The sequence below is a fragment of the Halobacillus ihumii genome (assembly GCF_902726645.1).
GTDB classification, from domain to species: domain Bacteria; phylum Bacillota; class Bacilli; order Bacillales; family Halobacillaceae; genus Halobacillus_A; species Halobacillus_A ihumii.
In genome coordinates this window covers 2,000,005-2,019,123 of the sequence record NZ_CACVAO010000001.1, presented here as the reverse complement: position 1 = coordinate 2,019,123, position 19,119 = coordinate 2,000,005, and the positions used below count along the sequence as shown (strand labels likewise).

Below are 19,119 nucleotides of genomic sequence, written 5' to 3'. Positions count from 1 at the left end.
ACCACAAAATTATTGTTTTGGTACTTGATTTTTTAAAAGTTAGGGAAAGCCTTCGATTTTTTGGATATTAGTTAAAATCTCTAAAACCTCCATTACCGAACATGACAATAGTCTCATATATCATAGTCTGGTATATTAGAGGTAAAGACTATACACGGGGGTTACATCGAATGAGTAAATTGACGTTACCACAATTAGAAGCCCACCTATGGGAATCAGCAAATATATTGAGAGGAAGTATTGATTCCTCTGACTATAAAAACTACATATTTGGTTTATTATTTTTAAAACGATTAAACGATGTATTTGTTGAAACCGCAAAAACCATTCAACAAGAAGAAGGGGACGATTACGGCTGGTATGATCGGGATGAACACCAATTTTTTGTTCCTGAACGTGCACGATGGAAGTTCATTCAGTCTCAAACACAAGATATCGGCACCGCCATTAATAAAGCCTTTGAAGCATTAGAAGAAGAGAACCAGTCTCTTGAAGGTGTACTCGCAAGCATCGATTTCAACGATAAGGAAAAGTTGCCGGATAAGCTGCTCTTGCAATTGATTCAACATTTCTCTTCACTGAACTTAGGAAACGAAAGCCTATTTGAACCCGATATGCTCGGTCGTGCTTACGAGTATTTAATCAAGCAGTTTGCGGATGATGCAGGTAAAAAGGGCGGAGAGTTCTATACACCGAGCAAGGTTGTTGAACTGATCGTTAAACTGATTAAACCAGAAGAAGGAATGCGTGTCTGTGATCCGACCGTCGGATCAGGCGGTATGCTTGTTCAGTCTGTGGATTATATCAAGTCCCATGGGGGAGACCCACGCAATTTATCGTTACATGGACAAGAAAGAAACTTGAACACGTGGTCGATTTGTAAAATGAACTTGTTGCTGCATGGATTGAGTGATCACCGAATTGAACGTGGAGACACAATTCGTGAACCAAAACTGACAGGGGAAGGTAAAGAACTATTATTATATGATCGGGTGATTGCTAATCCACCATTCTCATTAAAAAATTGGGGAAGTGAAGAAGCTGAGGCTGATGAATATGGTCGTTTCCGTTTTGGTCTGCCACCGAAAAACGCGGGGGATTATGGATTTGTTCAACATATGATTTCTACCTTAAACCATGAAGGGAAAGCTGGCGTTGTCATGCCTCATGGTGTGCTATTCCGAGGTGGAGCAGAAGGGAAAATCCGTACCCGTTTGTTGCAAGAAGATTTAGTTGAATCGATTATCGGGCTTCCGTCTAATTTATTTTACGGAACGGGAATTCCAGCTTGTATTTTGATATTAAATCGTAATAAAACTAAGGAGCAAAAAGGCAAAGTCTTTATTTTAGATGGATCCAAAGACTATCAAGAAGGTAAAAATCAAAATGGTCTACGAGAAGAAGATATCATGAAAGCTGTTGAAGCCTACGACCAATGGGAAGACCAAGAGAGATATTGCCGTGTAGTGGATCTTGAAGAAATTGAGGATAATGACTTCAACCTTAATATTGCTCGTTATATAGATACGACCGAGGAGGAAGAACAAATTGACGTTGCTCAAGCTCTAGCTAATCTTCGAAAAATGGAAAATGAACGTGACGAGGTTGAGAAGGTGATGTATGGGTATTTGAAGGAGTTGGGTTACGGTGACTGATAGGTACAGCTGGGATAGAATTAAACTGGAGGATTTAGCAACTATAACTGGAGGAGGTACACCATCTAGAAATAATATGGAATATTGGAAAGGAAATATTCCATGGGTTACACCCACAGATGTAACTAAGAACAATAAGAAATATTTAAATGATGCATCTCAGTATATTACTACTAAGGGTCTAGAGAAGAGTGCTGCCAAAATAATACCAGCGAATAGTGTATTAATGACCAGTAGGGCGACTATAGGAAAATGTGTTATAAATACACTACCGGTTACTACAAATCAAGGATTTGCGAACTTTATTTGTAGTGAAAATTGCATACCTGGTTTCCTATACTACTTATTAACTTACTATGGTCCGAGGTTTGAACAATTGGGTTCAGGAAGTACTTTTAAAGAGATTAGTAAGGGAGAATTAAGATCTTTTGCAATACAAAGGCCTTCGATAGTGGAACAAAAGGAAATCTCGTCGATTCTTTCATCTGTCGATGAAGCGATTGAGAAGACAAAGCAAATCATTGAACAAACCACCAAAGTGAAAAAAGGGTTGATGCAACAACTGTTGACCAAAGGCATTGGTCATACGAAATTCAAGAAAACACCTATTGGTGAGATACCTGAAGGGTGGAGCCATGTAACTCTATCAAAGGTTCTTCGGGTCCAAGGAGGATACGCTTTCAAAAGTAAGGACGCATCTAATTCAGGGATAAAATGGTTGAAAATTGCCAACGTCGGATTAGGGGAAATCTTATGGAACGATCAGTCGTATTTGCCAGGTAAGTTTGAAGAGAATCACCCAGATTATTTATTAGAAGAAAACGATATAGTTATGGCAATGACGCGACCAGTTATTAGGGAAGAAGCAAAGGTCGCTAGGCTTAGTAATCAAGATGTCCCTTCGTTATTGAATCAACGTGTAGGTCGTTTTCATGTAAAGGATGGCTTAAATAAGGAATTCCTCTACCAACTTGCAAAGAGTAATTATTTTGCAACTGAAATTTTATTGAAAATAGCTGGAACTGACCCACCAAATATTAGTGCAAAGCAAATTGAAAGTATTGAAGTTCCCCTACCAAGTGAGGAAGAGCAAAAGAAAATATCTGATATTCTCTCAGTATTCGATGTAAAAGCACTGAACGGGAGAAAAGAACTAGAACAGCTAGAAAGGTTGAAGAAAGGTCTTATGCAACAACTCCTAACAGGGAAAACACGCGTACCAATTGATGACGAAGACGAGGTGATGCCGACATGAACATTACCCAAGACTGGAACGAAAAAGGTCTAGTTGAAGATCGGGTCATTGAACATCTGAAATCACTAGGGTACACGTATGTGTCTGGATCATCGCTTGATCCGGAACGGGATACTTATATGGAAATCGTACTCAAGAAACGCTTCACTCAAGCTGTTCAACGATTAAATCCTTGGATCAATGAGAATAACCTCAATAAAGTCGTCCGTTCTATGACGCACTTAGACTTTACCAGCCTCATGGAAGCGAATCAGCATTTCCATGAGGTTTTGATTAATAAGCTTTCCGTTCAGCAGGATGTCGGGAAGGGACGGAAGAGTCAAACGGTAGAATTGGTTGATTTTGACAACATTGAAAATAATGAGTTCCTTGTCGTCGATCAATTTTCGATCACGAATGCTCAGGGAACGATTCGTCCAGATGTCATGGTGTTCGTTAATGGCTTCCCTCTCGTGGTCATTGAGTGCAAGAGTCCGACGTTGCCACCAGATGAACAGATCCCTCAAGGGGTAAAGCAGCTGTCGCGCTATCAACGAGAGAATGAATCGTTATTCTATTACAATCAATTCATGATCTCGACGAGCAATGACCGAGCTAAAGTGGGAACGATTGGATCGAAGCTTCAACATTATACCGAGTGGAAGGATCCCTATCCAAGAACCATATCTGAAATTGGGGATAATCCTTCTTCTCAAGACATCCTTGTGACCGGTATGCTCGTCAAAGAACGGTTATTTGATTTAATCCGAAATTTCATCGTTTACGAACCAGAGGATGGACGTGTGATTAAAAAGCTAGGACGCTACCAGCAGTACCGAGCGGTTAATCGTGCTGTTCATCGGATTTTACATGCGGATAAACCTCAAGAACGTGGTGGGGTAGTCTGGGCGACGCAAGGATCGGGAAAGTCACTGTCCATGGTCTTTTTAGCGACGAAGTTAAGACGAATCGCTGAATGGAAGAACCCGACGATTGTCGTAGTCACCGACCGACAGGATTTGGACCAACAAATTACCAATACATTCCGTCGCTGTGGTTTTCCGAATCCTCAACAGGCGGGTTCTGTAACCGAACTACGAGATTATTTGAACCAAGGTCCTGGGGCGACGATTATGACGCTCGTGCAAAAGTTTCAGGAATCCGAAGATGAAGAGAACTTTCCGGAACAGACCACATCTGAAAATGTCATTGTGTTAGTGGATGAAAGCCACCGCAGTCAGTATAGTTCCCTGGCTCTCAATATGCGGATGGCTCTCCCGAATGCCACGTACATTGGATTTACAGGAACACCTATTGATAAAAAAGATAAGAGTACACGACGCACGTTTGGAGATTACATCGATAAGTATCCGATCGAACAGGCAGTAGAAGATGGGGCAACGGTGCCGATTTTCTATGAATCTCGACTTGTTGATTTGCATGTTCAAGGAGAAACGATCGATCAGTTGTTTGATCGCTTCTTCAGGGAGTACTCAGAAGAGGACCGGGAACGAATCAAACAGAAATACGTCACAGAAGAAGCGATAACGGCTTCTCCTAAACGGGTGCGAAATATTGTACTTGATATTATTGAACACTTTGAGCAACATATTCAGCCGAACGGATTCAAAGCACAAATTGTCGCTGTATCCCGTGAGGCAGCTGTGATGTATAAACAGATGTTGGATGAATTGAGTAATTACCAATCTAAAGTAATTATGTCAGCTGGCCATAATGATGAAAAACATCTACAGGAACACCACTTATCCAAACAAGAAGAGAAGCAGGTTATCCAAAGATTTAAAAAGCCGATGCATGAAGATGAGCTAAGTTTCTTAATCGTTTGTGATAAGTTACTGACGGGTTTCGATGCCCCCATCGAACAAGTGATGTATTTGGATAAACCATTGAAAGAGCACAACTTGCTGCAGGCCATTGCCAGAACAAACCGTACGTATAATAAAAAGACATATGGATTGATTGTTGATTACTTTGGTGTCTCAAGATTTTTAGAAGAAGCGTTAGGTGTCTTCCATGAGGAAGACATCAAAGGGGCACTTAGTGATATTGATGCAGAGATTCCGAAATTACAAACCAGGCACCGTAAAGCAATGCGCTTTTTCGACTATCAAAATCGGGAGGACTTGGATGGGTGTCTTGCTATTCTTGAGCCCGAAGATATTCGAAATGAGTTCGATACGGCGTTCAAGCAGTTTTCTGAAAGTATGGACATGGTGATGCCCAATCCGAAAGCGAAGCCGTATTTGGAGGATTTGCGCTGGCTAGGGAAGGTCCGGAAGTTGGCCAAGTCCAGGTACCACATTGAAGAAGGCATGGATATATCCGACTGTGGTGAAAAAGTGCGGCAACTGATTGAAGAACACGTCTACGCCACGACTCCTGAAGTCTTGTTCGAACCAATTGATATTTTATCCAATCGGTTTGAGGAAAAATTAGATGAAATCAAGACACCGGAATCGAAAGCAGCAGAAATGGAACATGCTTTGAAGCATGAAATTCGTATCAAACTGGAAGAGAATCCTGTTTTATATACATCTTTAAAAGAACGTTTAGAGGAATTGATCGAGCGTCGGAAAGAGCGGCAAATGACGATTGAGGAATTGCTTGAAGAATACCGTGATATGATTCATGAGATGCGGAATAATGCCGAAGAAAGTAAAGAGCATGGATTTGAGCCAAAACAATATCCCTTTTTTCAATTGCTAGAAAAGGAACTAGCTTCCAATGAGGAAGAGAGTTTGAAGGAATTGACTCACATCATCACGGAGATTATTGTCGATCATGCTGTGATTGATTGGGTGGAAAAAGATGATGTGAAAAGAGAGATGCGCAAGAAGATCAAGCGACAGCTGCGAGCTAGTAATTGTGCTAATAAGCAAGTCGAAAATCTGGCCTTACAATTGATGAACCTGGCGGAAGTTCACTATAAACAGATCGGATATTGACACACGAAGGGCATGAACCACAGATACGGCATCATGCATGCCCTATTGATCACCCGATGTTATGCAATTCCATTCCATGGACGCGAAGCCATTCTTTTCGTTGTTGATAGTCCGGTAGAATCGACTGAACGGTTTTCCAAAAATGCTCATTGTGTTCGGCTACAAGCAAGTGGACCAATTCATGTACAATGACATAATCCATCACTTTGACAGGTGCCATGACGAGACGCCAGTTGATATAGATGTCACCACTGGGAGTACAAGTGCCCCAGCGTTTATGTTGCGTTCGTAAGCTAATCGAATTCGACTGAACGCCAAGTATGGCTTGGTATTTATCAGCACGTTCTTTGATTTTACTCGTCCCATGGGTTCGGTACCATTGTATGAACTCACCTTCTAAAAAATGGTTAGTTTGTTCTTGAGACCAATTTTGGAGAACAACAGCAATAAACTTTCCTTGCTTAAATTGGAGCTTGGCTTTTTCGATAGGTTCCTTGTGAACTTTTAAGCGATAATGACGACCTAAGTAAGGAAATTTTTCACCACTGACAAATTCCTTCGGTTGAACCGATATCTGAACTTCATTTAGTTCTCTAAGCTTGGTTAGGATCCAAGGGGATTTCTTTTTGATCAATTCCTTAACTTTAGCACCTTCTAGGTTTTCAGGGGTGTAAACCTCAACCCCATTGACTAAATCTACCGATATTTTAATGTCCTTACGGTTTTGTGAATATAGAACGTAATTAATATCTGTTGTTCCATATGTGAGTAGAGGCAATATCATCACGAACTTTCTTCTTTATTATCTTTCCCCATAATATCACTTGGTTAGGAAAATGGAGAGTGAAAATCCACCTTATATATACCGAATTCTTATCCGAGCGTATTATATACATTTGTTTACGGCCCTTTGGAGTTAGCGTTATTTAGTTACCCGTAAGAATTATTATTCCGTTCTCCTAAGTATCTGTAGAAAGTAGCTCTACTTAAGCTGGTAGCATCCAATATCTCTTGAATCCTGTATTCCTTACTATCATACATGCGAAAGGCCATATCCAACTTGGATTGGTCTTTTTTTGGTCGACCACCTTTTCGTCCTCGAGATCTGGCAGCATCTAGCCCTGATTTCGTCCTCTCTGAAATAATGTCACGCTCAAACTGAGCCAGACCACTGAAGATCGTAAACACGAGTTTCCCCATCGCCGTTGTCGTATCTATATTTTCATTAATAGAAACAAAGTTAATGCCTTTATCCTGGAAGTCATTGATTAGATCTACCAAGTGTTTTGTGCTCCGGCCAATTCGATCGAGCTTATAAACGACTACCGTATCTCCTTCACGTAGATTGTGAACTTCAGAGATAAATGGCGAGATTTTTTCATCTTTAAATGGCGTACGTAACCCATAATGTTTCATTCAAATCTTTTTGATAAAATGATCAACAACAGCTTCCTATTTATGACCAATTACAAGACTTTCCCTGGCCGCATCAACCACTTCTTTTGATATGGTCTCGATCTGATTGATGGCCATGACTCGTTCAACTTGTGTGAACAGGCGCTGAATAAGCCGAAAATTCCCACCAGTCATACGTACGACAGCCGTAAAGGCCTCGTAATCCACAAAATCTTCAAGGTTAATGTTCAAACCGAGTTCCTTCCATTTATTTTTTAATATGAAGGTCATTTCATCTCTTTTTAATGTTTTATATTCATGCGCAAAGCCAATACGGGAATATAACTGCGGATAGCGCATTAATTGGCGCTCAAAACCAGGCATACCAATAAGTACGACTCCCATTGGATGTTGATCGTACATGTCTCGGATTAATTCCAACCCCACTAATTTAAGGCGATCAGCTTCGTCAACGAGTACAAGTTCGGTACTGCCATAAAAATCTGGGATTCGTCTCTGTATGCCATCTTTTTGATAATGCGCTTTTTCATGCAGCATGGCTAAGCGAAGATTCAAGACAGATAAATCCCTTCCAATCTGAGCCGGTTTAACAACAGGAGCTGTATAATAAAGAGTATGTTCATCGAGGACTTCTAATGGGACTTGTTGATCGTCTTCTATTCTTGGAAGATCAAGCCATGGCGATAATAGGTCCCACCGGGTGAGGTGTTTTGCAGCCATTGTCTTGCCGACACCAGCCTCCCCATAACATACACCAATATATTGGTACTTCCGGCAAGCTTCACAAAATTCCACAAAACGGCGATATTCCTTCGTTTCTAAAAAGGTTGACTGATCACTCATACTTATACCTCTTTAATTTTGTGTTAGATGATGTCGGAGTTTCGTCAGTTTCTGTTGTTTTGGACCTTTTAAGGGAATCTTGTACCAACTCTTCAAAAACCGCATTACGTGTCTTGATTTGACGGGTGGCATTTCTTTTCCGATGACTTCGTGCAGCTATAATATCTTTGATATCAACTTCATACCCAGCTAATTCCGGACAAATCGCCCGGCATAAAAACTGGCGATGGAAAAAGACCCTTATTTCAGCTAAATCACGAGGGTTATATCGAATGGTCACATCTTCTCCGATATAAGGAGCTAATGTCGTTGATTCATAGCGAAAACCTTGAAATCGTATGCCATCCGGATGGATACGGCGAGATGTAGCAACATTCAATAATAGTAAATCCAAATCCTCGAGAGAATTGGGGAGTTGAGGAAGGAAACCTTCGGCTTCCCAGCGTGTCACAGGTGGGAAACCTGTTGTTCCATGAACACGAAAATGATACGTTTCAATCAGAAATTCTCGTAACTGACGATCAAGTTCGGGTAAAGTCATAGATGGAGATAGAGAAGGTCGTGAATGGGAGATGTAACCGGGTTGCTCCTGTAAAAATAACTGGTTGATGGTTTGGAAAAAACGCTCAATTTTCCCTCGTCCTCTAGGGACCCCAACAGTGGAGAAAATGAGTTGCATACGTAGATCAGCACCAACCTGTTCCAGATGGTCCGAAGTAAAATCACTGCCATGATCGGTATAGAAAATACTCGGAATACCACAAACCCTCCATCGGCTGTCTTCCTTTGACCAAATGGCTTGATGTAATGCGAGAGACGTTTGAATAGCCGAAGGAGCATCAAAACTTAAAAAGTAACCAGCTACGGCACGGCTATAGTCATCCATAATAATGGTTAGCCAAGGGCGAGCTGGTTTTTCTTTTTCATTCCAAATCCAAATATCCAATAAGGTATGATCGGCTTGCCATATCTCATTGGGCTGTTGGGCTTCTCGTCGATGAATTAAATCAAAGTTTTCCTTGTATATAACTGATCCTTCATTCCCTAATGTTTTTAACGAAGAAGGAAGGGATTCGATAATATTGTAGACAGTTCCATAGCTCGGAACCGTCCATCCATGCTCCATCGCAATCCTTTCAACTTTTCGATGGATGGAAGCCATACTAGGAGGTGCTTTTTTTAAAGCAAGCCCTTCAATCACTTTAACGATTTCAGGTGATATTTTTCGGCTGCCTCGATCGAAGCGTTCCTTGGCCACCAGTGCTTGCAATCCCCTTTTGCGATAATATTGGACCCACCTTTGCAAAGTACGTAATGAAACAGGAGTGTCTAAAGCAATGGTCGATAAAGACGTTTCGCCTTCTAAGTAAGGGCGAATAAGACGGAACCTTTCCATGGCTTTGGCTCTTTGTTCTTCAGTGTAAGAGGTCAGGACGGAATTATTATGAGGCGACATGTTTTTTTCCCCTTTCTTATACTTCAGGTATAAATAGGTAATGATTATGTCGGATTCTCCTCCATCTGTTTCACGAGCTTATAAAAGGTCGTTTTCTTAACCTGGGCTTTCTGCATAGCCCGAGTGGCCGTGATTTTTCCTTCTTTCCATTCCACATAGGCTTCTCGGAAGGCTTCTGTTATATTAGCTTTCGGTCTTCCAAGGGCTTTCCCTTGTTTTAATGCGGCATCAATACCTTCCCGTTGCCGTTTTCGAATGCGATCTCTTTCTTCTTGCGCCATCCAAGATAGAATTTGTAAGACGAGGTCAGCAATAAAGGTCCCCATGCTGTCTTTGTATTGGGTGGTGTCCAACAAGGGCATGTCCAAGACAACTATATCTGCCTGAATATTTTTTGTGATATCATTCCACTCTTCGACAATTTCGTTTTTGTTTCTTCCGAAACGGTCAAGCGCATGAATGTATAAAATATCACCTGGACGAAGAACACGTTTGAGGAGTTGATAGTTTTCGCGCTTAAAATCTTTGCCACTAACTTTATCGATGAAAATATCTCGTTCGTTAATTCCATGTTCTTTCATAGCCGCCATTTGTCGTTCTTCATTTTGGTCTTTGCTACTTACCCTTATGTACCCCATTCGTCTACTTTCCATATTCTAGGATGCACCTTTCTATAAGAGTTATTTTTATATTCTTAATTATACATCAAATCGTTCGTAAATGTATAGACGAAACCGCGGACGTTCACAAAATGGTTTTCGGTTATTTTCGAACGTAAATAGATCACTAGTAGATGTAAAACTAAACTGTTCGAAAAGGTTTACTTTTACAAACACTAATAAAACACTATTTCGGAAAAGGGCCATATTGTTGAATAAGGATTATAAAAGACAGAGGAATTCTTGGTTTCCATTTTGTGTTAAAATGAAAATAACTTTTCATAATTCTTTTTAAAAAAGGGGAGTGAGCGACCAATGATTGGAGGGCCATTTCTCGTAGCTATTGTCCCAGGAGTATTAGTATTGTTAATTACTTGGTGGTTTAGAAAATTAAACTTTTCTTTATTTGTACGAATTGTACCAAGTATTCTAACCGTAATTGCTGCAATTATCTTGTTTTACATTGGTTTCGTAAACATCAGGGGGTTCGAAGGGGCGGCATACGGAATTTTAGCTTTCTCTTTAATTGGTTTTGCAATAGTGTCTTTTGTTATAGCAAATAAAAAACCATCCGTTGATGGGTAGTGCAGCTTGTTCAAGACTTGGGACGCGCTTGTGGAACAAGGCGTCCCCTTAAACCTTTACGTCGCAATTTTATTTTTGTTTTTTTATCATTGAAAAAAGAATGGCTGAAGCTAAATAGAAGTACAGTGGAAAATGAACGAAGTTAATGGAATGAGCTTTAAATCCAATATACTCTCCTACAGGCAAGCTCAGCAAGAAAGCCAAATATAAAAAATGTGCTTTTTTGAAAACTGCACCTATAATTCCAAGGCAAGAAGGGACAAAAAATAATAGTAAGTACGCCATTTCATATTGTCTATAAGAAGTCTCTCTGTAAAGGTTTTTAAGAAGATTTTCTCTTTCGTTCGGCATCCAAAAGTCTGGAATATGGAAATTCCACCAGTAGTAGGCACCAATAAATGAACCGATTATTCCTAGAAGAATTGCAAGTCTAAGAAATATTTTAGAGTTTATTTTAAGTTGCATCTTTTAATCCTCCCCTTTGAAAATAGATTATTCATAGAAAAGGGAGTTATAACCTATGTAGGAAAGAGTTCAGTATTCCATAAAACCAGCTAATAGTTGTCAACATTTTTCATTAAAAATCTTAAGTTTTCCATGCTATACTAAAAATGAACATGCCAAATAACCTTCCGTTATGCTCTGGTTGGAAGATTTTGTATTTAAATTGATTAATATAGTTTTTAAGCTATATCTAGGAAAGTTGTATTACTTTTAAGCATTGCAAAAATCCAATGTAAAAGCTTATTAACACAAGCGATGATCGCTACTCTAAAAGGTTTACCTTCATCGCGTTTCTTATCGTAAAATTCTCTTAATCTTTTATTACGTGGAATGATTTCCACGCTTGTTTTCTTTTTACGAGCGTCTCGTATTCCGCATTGAACAGCCATAAATAGAGCTTGTCTTAATCTGCTAGATCCTCTTTTGGTAATACGGTTTACGGAAGCTGTAAACTTACCAGAGGAGTACACACTAGGATCGACTCCAGTGAATGCAACGAGCTTTTTGGGATGATTAAACCTTTCTATCTCACCAATTTCAGAAATTATCGTTGCCGCAATTTTTTCTCCGATACCTGGGATAGATTGGATTAATTCATATTCTTCAACTTCTTTGGCAAGGGCATCTATTTCAGCAGCTAACTTTGATAGATGCTCTTGGTATTGAAGAACAATATTTATCATTATTTCTAGGTTAATAATATGACTTTGATACAAGTTATTTTGAAATGGGTTACGAATTGCTGCATCTCGTAGCTTTTTTGCCTTTTCCTTAGCCCATTTATCTGAACGACTCTTACATAGTGAAGCTATTTTATCTGCTAAGACAGGTCCAGTGACACTTAAAACTGATTTCGATGTTGGAAATATTAAAAGTACCTGTAAAGAAACTTTTGAATACAGGTTCCCAAATACTCCTCTATATTCAGGAAATACTTGGTCCAATATCGATTGAAGTTGTAGTTTGGTTTGTGCTGCTACACTTGAAATAGTTTCGTGCTGTCTTGTTAGATTACGAAGGTTTAAGAGGCGGATCCCTCTTTTCTTACTAGGTTCCAGTTCCTCTTTATAATAAAGCTCACACAGGTTGTAGGCATCTATGGCATCTGTTTTCACCTTTCGCAAACTTGAACTTTTCGCTCGATGTGCAATCAATGGATTAACAATAATATACATATATTGTTGTTCCTCTAAAAATTGAATAATAGGAGTATGGTAGTGTCCAGTCGATTCCAAAATAACCGAAGGTTTTCCCCCAGCTAGAGACTCAATCTCCTTTAAGAAGTCAAGAAATTTATTAAGCTCTTTAACATTATGCAGGATACTAAAACTTTTACGATAAGGCTCTCCCTTATCTAAAAACGCTTGAATCTGACTTTCCCCTTTGGCAACATCCAGACCAATGACTGGATTCATACGATTTCTCCTCCTTTAAATGTACGTAATGTCGGTATCCCCTAAGGCTTCTTGTAACGTCGTAGGTTCGCTTGTTAAACGGGATCATTGTCCCAACCAGCCTGAAACACGTTTATACAAGTAGGGGGTGAACAGTTTTGCGGACGGGATCTTAGCCCCACGGGCGCTACGTTCTACCCCGACTACCGTTAATAATAAGACCATATTAAAAAAGGTCAACCAGTAAAAAATCTGGCTAACCTTATATTACGAACGGGGCGCTTTTCTTTAATAAAGATCAGCGCTTATTTTTCATTCATAAGGCCATTAAATTAAATGAGCACATACATTAAAAAATCGCCTTAATACAGATTAAGGCGATTAACTTAAAAAAGAAAGATTTAATTTTCCTGTCTACTATGATCTGTTACGTTAATTTCAAACAATTTAGGTTCATACTTAGATTCCTTTATAACCCCCATGGCTATTTGCTTCATCTCATTCTTAACGTTTTCAGTAGCTTTTTGATCTGCTGTTTTTATTTCTATTTCAACATTTTTGTTGGGCAGGATGTCATATTCCATCCCAAATGAGTAACCTTCTTTATATAATTTATATCCCACTTCTTTCAAAGCTTCATCTATATTCTTTTGATATTTTATATCAGACTTGATAATCTCAGTATTGTTTTCTGCGCTTACTTGTTTATTTAATCCGGTACCTATAGAATAGGTGAACATTATTAAGAGCGATGAACTGATTAATAAAAATCCAATTCTTTTCATGTTAGTTCCTCACTTTCTTAGAGTAGTTAGTACATAGTATGTCCCGATATATAATTAAGAATCCTAAAAGGCATCTAAGGGCCATTACCAGTCTTAAAGATAAGATACAAATGATGAAATCCGGTGGTTTAAACTTATCTTTATTTCCCAAGGATTGATAATTTCTAGTATCTTAGATATGTATCCTGAGATTGTCTTGAAGTAAAGTTTTCCGTAAACGGGGCGCGTTTATCGAATAACGCGTCCTTCTGTATAGAGCCAGTTTGTAGAATAAGCATTTTTCCATTTTGTGTTAAAATATAATTGTGAATAGTGTTAAATCCATCATAGTGAATGGACGTTAGAAAACTAAACTGTCACTGGTGTTGTTTATAGGAGTGTTTATTATAAAAGAAATAGGCACAATCTTACTCGTTGGATTTGTTGTAGTGTTTTTTGTAACCTTGGTAACAGACTCTTTCATTAAAAATGAAAATGTCACCAATATAGTTTTTCCATTAATATCTGGTATTGGCGCTGTAACGATTTATTATTTTATTAATTTAAGAAGTAATAAATAAGTAGATTCCACTCTTCATTACATCCTTGTTCAATTAAAGGGCGCTATCCTTGAATTGAATAAGGGTAGTGATCTTTTTAGATTTAAAGGGCATTGTTGAGGAGTTAATAAGAGTATAATACTCTTTACAAACAGTTTAAAGACTGTCTTTAACAAAAGCCCAGTTTAATCACTTGATTTATGGTTAGATTACTTTGAAGAATTTGGTTTTTTGAAGAACTTTTGAAAGAGATAATTCAAAAGAGCTAGAAAATAAGTTTTGATAAAAAGTGCTGTAGAGGTTTCCCTTTTTAATTTATAATGACCTATTTTTTGAAAAAGTGCATTTAGGGGATAAGCATAAATAAGATCCATCAGTAAATTACAAAATGCGTAAATGGATAATTTTCCAAATGTTAAATGAAAAACCCATAAATTGATTGTAAAAAACGGCCCAAATATAAATGCTAAATCATCAAATATTCTGTACTTTAATCCTCCTTTTACTTCCCACCATTTGAAAATTGAGTTTAGAAGTGATTGTATTAAAAAGAAACAGGAGCAAAATAATGTAACTGGTAAATATTTTTTAAAGGCGTATTTTGGGAGGAATAATATTACAATAGTCCACAAAATTATTGCGTTTACTATCCTAAAAAAACTAGCCATAAAAGATCACCCTCCAAAGCTTTTATCTTAGAGTGTGATACTTCATCGAAGTTATTCAACCGTTCTTTTTGGTATGTTGTTATATATTCAATTAGTGGTTGCGCCAGATTAAGAACCTTGATTTGATTATGCCACAATACCAGCTAATAGGAGTTCTGTGTTTATTAAAAAAACGGTGGCAAAAGCGAAAGATCGTTATTAATATTATCTTGAAATCAAGTATTCTGTTATCGGGGCGCTTATCTTGAATAAAGGTAAGCGCCAATCTTACATATAAGGGCCAGATTGTTGAGCAATCGAAAAGAAGTTTTTAGCATTCATATGTGATAAACTTAAAAATATTGACTCAGTGAGAACCTCAATAAGGAGGGTTTTATCATGGCGAATTGGTCAAGCAATAAGAGAACAGATTCTGCGTCAAGAGTGATTATGGCATCACCGCAAACCATCTATCAGGCATTCTTAAACTCGGAGGCGTTGGCCTCGTGGGGAAGTTTTTGGAGTTGGTTCCAGACAAGCGAATAGTGCAATCAGTAATATTCGATTCCGATGATCCAGCGTTCTCGGGTGAGATGAGACAGAAATGGCTTTTGGAAGCCATTTCAGAAGGCACAAAGGTTACTATCGTTTGTGAAAATGTACCTGAAGGAATACGGAAGAAGGATCACGACGAAGGTTTGAAGTCCACACTAGAGAATCTTGCTAGCTTCACTGAATGACAAGCTGTAACAACGTCTTAATCAATCGGGGCGCATATCAGGAATAAGAATTGTACTCGTTATGGGCTTAATGGATAAAATTTTAACAACGTTATTATTGTCTGAAAGGTAGATTCCATTGTTTTTATACATCTTTATTTTCATCGGTTTTTTTGTTCTTTTGTTAGTAATGGGATTCTTTTGGTTAAGTCATTGGATGAAAAAACCTGATGCAGATTATGTTTTAAATTTTATTGCTAAAAATCCAGAAAGAGCTTCGTTGTCTATTATAAAAAACGGAAAAAGTCTTGCCAACGTTCAATCTGATCGATTGCTATCATTGGCAAGCACAGTGAAGATTATTATAGCTATTGAATATTCTCAACAAGCAGCACATACTGAAATTGATCCAGCTGAAAGAATTAAAACAGATGATTTAGCACGTTTTTATATACCTGGGACAGATGGCGGCGCTCATGAAGTATGGTTGAAAACAATGAAAGAGCAGGGACTTTTGCAAGACGGCACTGTCTCACTGGTGGAGATTGCAAAAGGAATGATATCCCATAGCTCAAACGCTAACACAGAATTCTTGATGATGCGGCTGGGACTCGACAAAATAAATGCTAATCCCGAAAAGCTACAGTTGTCGAGGCACGAGCAAATTTACCCCTTTGTATCAGCCCTTTTTATTCCATATGAGATTGCACATCAAAAGAAGCTTAATATACATAATAAAAAGGATGCAAAAAAGATAGCGGCATACATTAAGGATATGTCGCAAGCAGCTTATATTGAAGAGTCCATTAAAATTCACGATAAACTCATTCAAGATATAAATGGTGACTATAAAAACAAGGTGAACATAAAGGCATGGCACAATATCGCATTTGATAGGCTAGCGTCCAAACGATTTGTTCGTTCCACGACTTCAGAATATGTTTCAATTGTACGGAGAATGAACGAAGGGTTGTATTTTCCATCGCGTATTTGGGAGCACTTGCAGCCAATTATGGAGTGGCCAATGAACGGACAGAAAAATCAAAAAAGATTTAAAAATTTAGGCGGCAAGGGAGGTTCAACGGCTTACATTCTCACATATGCTTTCTATGCAGAAGATAAGCAAGGAAATAAAACGGAGTTAGCAGTCTTTTTTAACGACATCTATGGCTACGAAACAGTTAAGCTTTCAAATAGTTCCTCCGCTTTTCAATTAGCCATGCTTACAGGAAGCTCTGGCTGGGAAGAGAAATTAAAAGCCTTTCTTGATGGTTGAGCTTTCCCAAAGTTATTCAATAAAAGGAGCGCGTTTATCGAAAAACGCGTTTTCTTTTTTGGGCCCATTTAACGGAATATGACTTATTGAAACGCAGGGTTAATTAGGGGGAAGATTTGTGAGAGATAGAGGTTCTGTTGTGCTTATAGATAATAAGAAAGTTGGACTGATTAAAAGAACTAGGAATGGTTCCGTTTACTATGTTTTCTCCGGCGGAGGAATAGAAGTGGGTGAAAATCCGGAAACAGGGGCAAAAAGAGAAGCATTTGAGGAATTAGGTGTAACAGTCAAAGTTAAAGAGTGCCTTGAAAAGACTTAGTTTAATGGAACACAATACTTTTTCTTAGCTGAAATCATCGAAGGAACTTTCGGTACTGGGCAAGGTGAAGAGTACACTGATGAAAACAGAAATAGAGGTACTTACTTGCGGATGTGGGTAGATATAGAAAATCTTTCACATCTTGACGTTAAGCCCAAAGAAGTTGTTTATAAAATACAATCCATCTTCAACTAAAGGGCGCATTTCCGAAATAAAGGATTTGCGCCTTTTTGCATGAATAGGGCCATTTAATGGAATAACTTCTTGTGTAATTATAGAAGACTTGAAATAATTGGTGTAAATGCCAAAAGATAATAAAAATCATTATGATTCAAGGGGAGAGATAAATGGCTGGGGCAATTATTGTGATATTAGTCGTATTTCTTATATGTGGTATTATATTTTCAAGTGGAAAGGGAGCTTTCTTAATTGCAGGCTTTAATTCGATGTCAGAGGAAGAAAAAGAAAAATATGATGAAATCACCTTGAGTAAGTTTATGGGGAAAGTGATGTTTGCTTTATCATTTAGTTTGTTGTTCTTAGTGCTTAGTGAAGCACTTGAAATAAGGTGGTTATTAATTGTTGGGATTATCCTATTCATTGTAATTTTTGTATTTATGCTTATTTATACAAATTCATGGAATAGATTCAAAAAATAAAATGTTGATTGGTCATGGGACTATTCAATAATCGGAGAGCGATTGCTTAATAAAGTAATGGGCCTAAATTCTGATGATGAATTGGCTTAGTATAAACATTAGCAATAAAATACCGATTCCTAATACACCATAGCCAAAGCGTTTACGTTCCGATAAATGCTCCCCTTTTATCTCTTTCCAACTAGGATAGAAAAAACTGATTACTCGGACAGCTATTATGCCGATAGCCACTAAAACGACAGCTAGTATTTCCATAAGAATGGCTCCTTTCTACAATACTTAGTTACCTTATGCTTACTAAGTAAAACAAAATGGAGCAAGATATTTGTTTTTAGTGGATCCATCTCGAAGCTGAGTCTTTATAGAAACGGGTCTGCAAGGAGAATTTATGGCTATTATATAGGAGGAAGTTGATTGAGGAACCCTGATGAGTTACCTAAAAAGAAAAGGTGGCAGCAAGGGTTTGCAGTTATTTATTTGGTTCTTGTATCTATGCTTTCAACAACAGTATTTGATGATTATAACGTAATAATTGTGGCAACACCCACAATTATGGTTTATATATTGTTGTATTTTCTAATAGGAGTATATGTAGATAAAAAGAGTAAGTAATCAAGTATAGAACGCGTTAATTCTTCTAATTTATCTCACTCTAGAGTCTTCAATAATCGGACGCGACTCTGAAATAATGAATTGTGCTCATTCTTTATGTATAGGACCATATAATGGAATAACTCCTTGTGAAAGTTATGGATATTTGAAATAATTGTTATTAACTTAAAAAAAATTTTGTGAACAAAAAACTTCCAGATAGTACACTAAAAGGCATAAGTGGGAGGTCATAATTTTATGGGAATTGCTTTAGGAATAGTGATCACCTTTATTCTTATAGGGGTTCTACGTGTCTTGCTTGGTATCCCGTCTTCTCGTAGTAATTCTAAGCGATTTCAAGATCGTGACTACTCTTGACACTAAAAGCTTATCTTACTTAAACGAGCGCGATTCGCTAATAGCTTGATTTAGGAATTATTGAAAGGTGAGTGTACATTGCTTTCTAACATTTTATGGGGATTGTTTTTAGTTTTATTTATAATTTTCATGGTTTACCTTGATAAACGAAAGCAAAAAAGGAAATTCCACACCCCTTATCGTGAGAAGACAGAGCAAGAAAAAGAAGTTGAAAGGGCCATTGCAAAAGAGAAGTCTCGGAGAGGTGGTCCTCCAATGGGCGGTGGGGGATTTTAGATTTATTTTGTACCGCAACTAAAGTAATTGCTTAATATCAGCTAATAGGAGCTCTTCACTTATTAAATAGCGATTGCAAAAGATAGAAACCCTGTGTTGAACGTCTAATCATAAAAAATCTTTTAACACCGTACGAAAAATTCGTATGGTGTTTTTATATAACAACCAAATTCGTTTAGGGATAAGCTTCTTATGACAAATAGCTCTCAAATTAATGC

Annotated in this window: 20 protein-coding genes; 10 read left to right on the top strand and 10 right to left on the bottom strand. The window is 38.1% G+C overall.

The genetic code is table 11. The features are described 5' to 3' along the window. Positions 1-170: 170 nt before the first annotated feature. The 3 genes from G6R08_RS10025 to G6R08_RS10015 are packed head-to-tail and all read left to right on the top strand — an operon-like array spanning position 171 to position 5,855. The gene (locus tag G6R08_RS10025) at positions 171-1,655 is read left to right on the top strand and encodes a type I restriction-modification system subunit M (protein ID WP_163527846.1); all 1,485 of its coding nucleotides are present in this window, start codon (positions 171-173) and stop codon (positions 1,653-1,655) included. Further along, on the top strand, positions 1,648-2,910 hold the full coding sequence (locus G6R08_RS10020; RefSeq protein WP_163527845.1) for a restriction endonuclease subunit S: 1,263 nt from the start codon (positions 1,648-1,650) through the stop codon (positions 2,908-2,910). Before G6R08_RS10025 ends, G6R08_RS10020 begins: the two co-directional genes overlap by 8 nt. Then, positions 2,907-5,855 carry a type I restriction endonuclease subunit R gene (locus G6R08_RS10015; protein ID WP_163527844.1) on the top strand — a complete coding sequence of 983 codons (2,949 nt, stop codon included), beginning with the start codon at positions 2,907-2,909 and terminating at the stop codon, positions 5,853-5,855. The genes G6R08_RS10020 and G6R08_RS10015 overlap by 4 nt, the downstream gene beginning before the upstream one ends. Positions 5,856-5,904: 49 nt before the next feature. Here G6R08_RS10015 and G6R08_RS10010 read toward each other — a convergent pair whose 3' ends face one another. The 5 genes from G6R08_RS10010 to G6R08_RS09990 form a co-directional block, all read right to left on the bottom strand. Next, positions 5,905-6,639 carry a M48 family metallopeptidase gene (locus G6R08_RS10010; RefSeq protein WP_240339814.1) on the bottom strand — a complete coding sequence of 245 codons (735 nt, stop codon included), beginning with the start codon at positions 6,637-6,639 and terminating at the stop codon, positions 5,905-5,907. Positions 6,640-6,785: 146 nt separating this feature from the next. Beyond that, the gene (locus tag G6R08_RS10005) at positions 6,786-7,271 is read right to left on the bottom strand and encodes a recombinase family protein (protein WP_163527843.1); all 486 of its coding nucleotides are present in this window, start codon (positions 7,269-7,271) and stop codon (positions 6,786-6,788) included. 36 nt (positions 7,272-7,307) lie between these two features. Next, positions 7,308-8,114 carry an AAA family ATPase gene (locus G6R08_RS10000; protein WP_163527842.1) on the bottom strand — a complete coding sequence of 269 codons (807 nt, stop codon included), beginning with the start codon at positions 8,112-8,114 and terminating at the stop codon, positions 7,308-7,310. Next, positions 8,107-9,570, bottom strand: a complete 1,464-nt coding sequence (locus G6R08_RS09995; RefSeq protein ID WP_163527841.1) for a Mu transposase C-terminal domain-containing protein — start codon at positions 9,568-9,570, stop codon at positions 8,107-8,109. The genes G6R08_RS10000 and G6R08_RS09995 overlap by 8 nt, the downstream gene beginning before the upstream one ends. Positions 9,571-9,614: 44 nt before the next feature. Beyond that, positions 9,615-10,223 carry a recombinase family protein gene (locus G6R08_RS09990; protein WP_163527840.1) on the bottom strand — a complete coding sequence of 203 codons (609 nt, stop codon included), beginning with the start codon at positions 10,221-10,223 and terminating at the stop codon, positions 9,615-9,617. 321 nt (positions 10,224-10,544) lie between these two features. On the opposite strand from G6R08_RS09990, the gene G6R08_RS09985 reads away from it, so the two are divergent. Continuing rightward, a complete protein-coding gene (locus tag G6R08_RS09985; protein ID WP_163527839.1) occupies positions 10,545-10,814 on the top strand; it encodes a YesK family protein in 270 nt (89 codons plus the stop codon). A 69-nt stretch (positions 10,815-10,883) separates the two neighbouring features. On the opposite strand, the gene G6R08_RS09980 is transcribed toward G6R08_RS09985, so the two are convergent. The 4 genes from G6R08_RS09980 to G6R08_RS09965 form a co-directional block, all read right to left on the bottom strand. After that, the gene (locus G6R08_RS09980) at positions 10,884-11,279 is read right to left on the bottom strand and encodes a hypothetical protein (RefSeq protein ID WP_163527838.1); all 396 of its coding nucleotides are present in this window, start codon (positions 11,277-11,279) and stop codon (positions 10,884-10,886) included. A gap of 218 nt (positions 11,280-11,497) precedes the next feature. Then, positions 11,498-12,733 carry an IS110 family RNA-guided transposase gene (locus G6R08_RS09975; protein WP_163527837.1) on the bottom strand — a complete coding sequence of 412 codons (1,236 nt, stop codon included), beginning with the start codon at positions 12,731-12,733 and terminating at the stop codon, positions 11,498-11,500. A 380-nt stretch (positions 12,734-13,113) separates the two neighbouring features. Beyond that, entirely contained in the window at positions 13,114-13,497 is a 384-nt protein-coding gene (locus G6R08_RS09970; RefSeq protein WP_163527836.1) for a hypothetical protein, read from the bottom strand. A 748-nt stretch (positions 13,498-14,245) separates the two neighbouring features. Beyond that, positions 14,246-14,704, bottom strand: coding sequence for a hypothetical protein (locus G6R08_RS09965; protein WP_163527835.1), 459 nt, complete (start codon positions 14,702-14,704; stop codon positions 14,246-14,248). 378 nt (positions 14,705-15,082) lie between these two features. On the opposite strand from G6R08_RS09965, the gene G6R08_RS22100 reads away from it, so the two are divergent. From G6R08_RS22100 to G6R08_RS09945, 5 genes are all read left to right on the top strand, one after another. Further along, positions 15,083-15,229 carry a hypothetical protein gene (locus G6R08_RS22100; RefSeq protein ID WP_240339688.1) on the top strand — a complete coding sequence of 49 codons (147 nt, stop codon included), beginning with the start codon at positions 15,083-15,085 and terminating at the stop codon, positions 15,227-15,229. Further along, positions 15,190-15,423: an SRPBCC domain-containing protein gene (locus G6R08_RS09960; RefSeq protein WP_240339687.1), complete on the top strand. Its 234-nt coding sequence runs from the start codon at positions 15,190-15,192 to the stop codon at positions 15,421-15,423. Before G6R08_RS22100 ends, G6R08_RS09960 begins: the two co-directional genes overlap by 40 nt. 118 nt (positions 15,424-15,541) lie before the next feature. Further along, on the top strand, positions 15,542-16,678 hold the full coding sequence (locus G6R08_RS09955; protein ID WP_163527834.1) for a serine hydrolase: 1,137 nt from the start codon (positions 15,542-15,544) through the stop codon (positions 16,676-16,678). Between the two features lie 118 nt (positions 16,679-16,796). Further along, entirely contained in the window at positions 16,797-16,997 is a 201-nt protein-coding gene (locus G6R08_RS22365; RefSeq protein WP_338035426.1) for an NUDIX domain-containing protein, read from the top strand. A gap of 347 nt (positions 16,998-17,344) precedes the next feature. Next, the gene (locus G6R08_RS09945) at positions 17,345-17,656 is read left to right on the top strand and encodes a DUF3784 domain-containing protein (protein WP_163527833.1); all 312 of its coding nucleotides are present in this window, start codon (positions 17,345-17,347) and stop codon (positions 17,654-17,656) included. Between the two features lie 63 nt (positions 17,657-17,719). On the opposite strand, the gene G6R08_RS09940 is transcribed toward G6R08_RS09945, so the two are convergent. Continuing rightward, on the bottom strand, positions 17,720-17,911 hold the full coding sequence (locus G6R08_RS09940) for a hypothetical protein (RefSeq protein WP_163527832.1): 192 nt from the start codon (positions 17,909-17,911) through the stop codon (positions 17,720-17,722). A 159-nt stretch (positions 17,912-18,070) separates the two neighbouring features. Here G6R08_RS09940 and G6R08_RS09935 point away from each other — a divergent pair, with 159 nt between their 5' ends. Further along, a complete protein-coding gene (locus G6R08_RS09935; protein ID WP_163527831.1) occupies positions 18,071-18,268 on the top strand; it encodes a hypothetical protein in 198 nt (65 codons plus the stop codon). Positions 18,269-19,119: the final 851 nt, after the last annotated feature.